We start from the raw sequence: 3,734 nt of genomic DNA, 5'->3' as shown, positions 1-3,734 counted from the left end.
CATCACCGCGGCCGGATACGCGTGGTCGTCGTACGGCGAGAACATCGCGAAGGGCCAGACCACCGCGGCGCAGGTGCCGCGCCCGGGGCGGCCTCCTCGCCCCGCTGATCGGCGAGGACAACCGGCTCTCCACCACCGGCGCGTCGCAGCGATGCAGTGATCAGCGGCCCGCTCCCCCGGGCCGTGCCCCGGTGGGCGCGGGAGCCCCAGAACCGCGAGGAATAAGACCATGACCGTGGACTCCCAGGGGACGGCGACCGCCGGTCCCCAGGACGCGCCCGGGAGGGCGGCAGGGAAGTCGCAGACTCCGCCACCCTCTTCGGGCCCGAAGGAAGTCCTTCAGCCTCCACGCGGCAGACGCTCCCTGCCCAGCGGGGCGCTGCCCTACCTGCTCGTCGCGCCGGCCCTGTTGTCCATGGCGGTGCTGCTGCTCTACCCGCTGATCCGCAACGTGATCCTCTCCTTCCAGCAGCTCAACCGGAAGGAGTTCATCACCCGCGAGACGGTCTGGACCGGCTTCGACAACTACACCGATCTCCTCGGCGACGCGGACTTCTGGACCGTCGTCGTCCGCAGCGTCGTCTTCACCGCCGTCAACGTCGCCCTCATCATGGCGATCGGCACGGGCATCGGCCTGCTGCTCAACCGCCTCGGCAAGAAGATGCGACTGGTCCTCTCGCTGGCCCTGATGTTCGCCTGGGCCATGCCGATCGTCGCCTCCGTCACGGTCTTCCGCTGGCTCTTCGACGAGCAGTTCGGCGTCGTGAACTGGCTGATGCGCACGCTGGGCTTCTCCGGCTACGACCAGCACAACTGGTTCGAGACCGGCTTCTCCACCCTGGTCATCGTCCTGATCCTGCTCGTCTGGGGCTCCGTCCCGTTCGTCGCCCTCAACATGTACGCCGGCCTGACCACCATCGGCTCCGAGCTGTACGAGGCCGCGAAGATGGACGGCGCGAGCGGCTGGCGGACCTTCTGGGCCGTGGTCTTCCCGAACCTGAAGTCCTTCTTCATGATCACCACGTTCCTGGAGATCATCTGGATCTTCAAGGCGTTCGCGCAGGTCTACGCCATGAACCTGGGCGGCCCCGACCGCGGTTCCGAGACGCTCCCGGTCTTCGCCTACATCGAGGGCGTCGGCCAGTTCCACTACGGCGTCGCCGCCGCCATCTCCATCCTGACGATCGTGATGCTCATCGCGGTCATGTCCTTCTACTTCCGCCTGATCCTGAAGGAGGAGGAGCTGTGAGCGCCGCCGCCACCCCGACTCCGCAGAAGCTGCGCACCAGGAAGCCCCTCACGGCCGGCGCGGTCGCCAAGAACCTCGGCGCCCTCGTGCTCGCGGTCGTCTTCGTCTTCCCGGTCTACTGGATGTTCTCGTCCTCGCTGAAGCCGCAGCACGAGATCATGACCAAGGACCCGGTCTTCGTCTTCACGCCGACGTTCGAGAACTACAAGACCGCGACCGGCGTCGACCTCTTCTGGACGTACGTCACCAACAGCCTCACGGTCACCCTCGGCGCCGTACTGCTCGCCCTGGTCGTCGCCCTGGCCGCGAGCTTCGCGATCGCCCGCCTCAGGTTCAGGGGACGCAAGGGCATCGTCCTCGTCGTGATGATGGCCCAGATGGCCCCCTGGGAGGTCATGGTCATCGCGATGTACATGATCTCCCGTGAGAACGACCTGCTGAACAGCATCCCGATGCTCACGCTCATCTACTTCGTCATGGTCCTCCCCTTCACGATCTGGACCCTGCGCGGCTTCATCGCCGCCGTCCCGGTCGAACTGGAGGAGGCCGCGCAGATCGACGGCTGCACCCGCGGCCAGGCCTTCCGCAAGGTGATCTTCCCGCTGCTCGCGCCCGGCCTGATGTCGACCTCGCTCTTCGGCTTCATCACCGCCTGGAACGAGTTCGCCATGATCCTCATGCTGAACAAGGAGAAGGAGTCGCAGACCCTGACGCTCTGGCTGACCCAGTTCCAGACCGCCTTCGGCAGCGACTGGGGCGCCACCATGGCCGCCTCCACGCTCTTCGCCCTCCCCGTGCTCATCGTCTTCCTCTTCCTCCAGCGCAAGGCCGTCGGCGGCATGACCGCCGGCGCGGTGAAGGGATAACGGCTCGCCATGACCACACTCGTACACGGCTCGGACACCCTGACCCGTGACGCGCTCACGGTCCTCCAGCCCGGCTTCGCCGGCACCACCGCCCCCGACTGGCTGCTCCGCCGCATCGGCGAGGGCCTCTCCTCGGTCGGACTCTTCGGCCGGAACATCGCCGACCCCGAGCAGCTCGCCGCCCTCACCGCGCGGCTGCGCGCCGAGCGGGACGACGTCCTCGTCGCCATCGACGAGGAGGGCGGGGACGTCACCCGCCTGGAGGTCAAGCAGGGCTCGTCCTTCCCCGGCAACTACGCGCTGGGCAGCGTCGACGACGTCGAGCTGACCCGGGCCGTCGCCCGCGAGCTGGGCCGCCGGCTCGTGGAGTGCGGCGTCGACCTGAACTGGGCGCCCTCGGCGGACGTCAACTCCAACGCCGAGAACCCGGTCATCGGCGTCCGCTCCTTCGGACCGGACCCGGACCTGGTCGCCCGGCACACCGTGGCGTACGTCGACGGCCTCCAGGGCGTCGGGGTCGCGGCCTGCACGAAGCACTTCCCCGGACACGGCGACACCAACGTCGATTCGCACGACGCGCTGCCCCGGATCGATGTGGACCTCGCCACACTGCACGCCCGTGAGCTGGTACCTTTCCGCGCGGCCGTCGCCGCGGGTACCAAAGCGGTCATGAGCGCGCATATTCTGCTCTCCGCGCTCGACCCCCACCGTCCGGCCACCCTGAGCCCGCAGATCCTCACCGGTCTGCTGCGCCAGGAGCTGGGCTTCGAGGGGCTGATCGTCACCGACGGCATGGAGATGCAGGCCGTCTCGGCGACGTACGGCATCGAGCGCGGATCCGTCCTCGCGATCGCCGCGGGCGCCGACGCCATCTGCGTCGGCGGCGGGCTGTGCGACGAGGACACCGTGCTGCGGCTGCGGGACGCCCTCGTCGACGCGGTACGGACCGGTGAACTGCCCGAGGAGCGGCTGGCCGACGCCGCGGCGCGCGTGCGCGCCCTGGCGGCCTGGACCCAGGCGCACCGGGCCAGGGGGGCTGGATCGGTGCCGGGCGCGGCAGTGCAGGAGGGGACCGCGCCCGGCGCCGACATCGGACTCGTCGCGGCCCGCCGGGCCCTGAAGGTGACCCGGGGGGAGCGGCCGTACACGCCGATGAGCAGCGCTCCCTACGTGGCCTCCTTCACCCCGGTCGCCAACTTCGCGGTCGGTGACGAGACGCCCTGGGGCATCGCGGCCGAGCTGGAGCGCCTGCTGCCCGGCACGGAGAGCGGCTCGTACGGCGCGTCGTCCGTGGACGCCGTCCTGGCCGCCGCGGGGGAGCGGCGGATCGTGGCAGTCGTACGGGACGCCCACCGGCACCCGTGGATGACCCGGGCCCTGGACGGTCTGCTCGCGGCCCGCCCCGACACCGTCGTGGTCGAGATGGGCCTCGATGAGGCGGAGCCCCGCGGGGCCCTGCACATCGCCACGCACGGCGCCGCCCGGGTCTGCGGCCGCGCCGCCGCCGAGGCGGTCGTCGGAACCGGCGCCTGACGGTCGTCTGACGGTTCGCGATCTCATCTGCATCGAGCGGTACAAGACGATCCGTCAGGCCCTCACCCTCGCACTGCGCTCCGGCT

At 69.8% G+C, this 3,734-nt stretch carries 3 protein-coding genes; all 3 read left to right on the top strand.

Annotated elements, in window-relative coordinates:
- Positions 1–229 precede the first annotated feature (229 nt).
- Genes ABZ318_RS39255 through ABZ318_RS39245 form a run of 3 tightly spaced genes read left to right on the top strand, consistent with a single transcriptional unit; the run spans position 230 to position 3,648 of the window.
- Positions 230–1,249: a sugar ABC transporter permease gene (locus ABZ318_RS39255; RefSeq protein WP_356907198.1), complete on the top strand. Its 1,020-nt coding sequence runs from the start codon at positions 230–232 to the stop codon at positions 1,247–1,249.
- A gap of 29 nt (positions 1,250–1,278) precedes the next feature.
- Positions 1,279–2,115, top strand: coding sequence for a carbohydrate ABC transporter permease (locus ABZ318_RS39250; RefSeq protein ID WP_356907199.1), 837 nt, complete (start codon positions 1,279–1,281; stop codon positions 2,113–2,115).
- A 9-nt stretch (positions 2,116–2,124) separates the two neighbouring features.
- The gene (locus ABZ318_RS39245) at positions 2,125–3,648 is read left to right on the top strand and encodes a glycoside hydrolase family 3 N-terminal domain-containing protein (protein WP_356907197.1); all 1,524 of its coding nucleotides are present in this window, start codon (positions 2,125–2,127) and stop codon (positions 3,646–3,648) included.
- Positions 3,649–3,734: the final 86 nt, after the last annotated feature.

Source organism: Streptomyces sp. NPDC006197 (genome assembly GCF_040613865.1).
In the GTDB taxonomy this organism is placed as follows: domain Bacteria; phylum Actinomycetota; class Actinomycetes; order Streptomycetales; family Streptomycetaceae; genus Streptomyces.
This window is presented reverse-complemented; position numbering and strand designations above follow the sequence as displayed.

Excerpts from the sequence above, each read along its gene's own strand:
- ABZ318_RS39255 (WP_356907198.1), top strand. The coding sequence starts at position 230 with ATGACCGTGGACTCCCAGGGGACGGCGACCGCCGGTCCCCAGGACGCG.
- ABZ318_RS39245 (WP_356907197.1), top strand. The coding sequence starts at position 2,125 with ATGACCACACTCGTACACGGCTCGGACACCCTGACCCGTGACGCGCTC.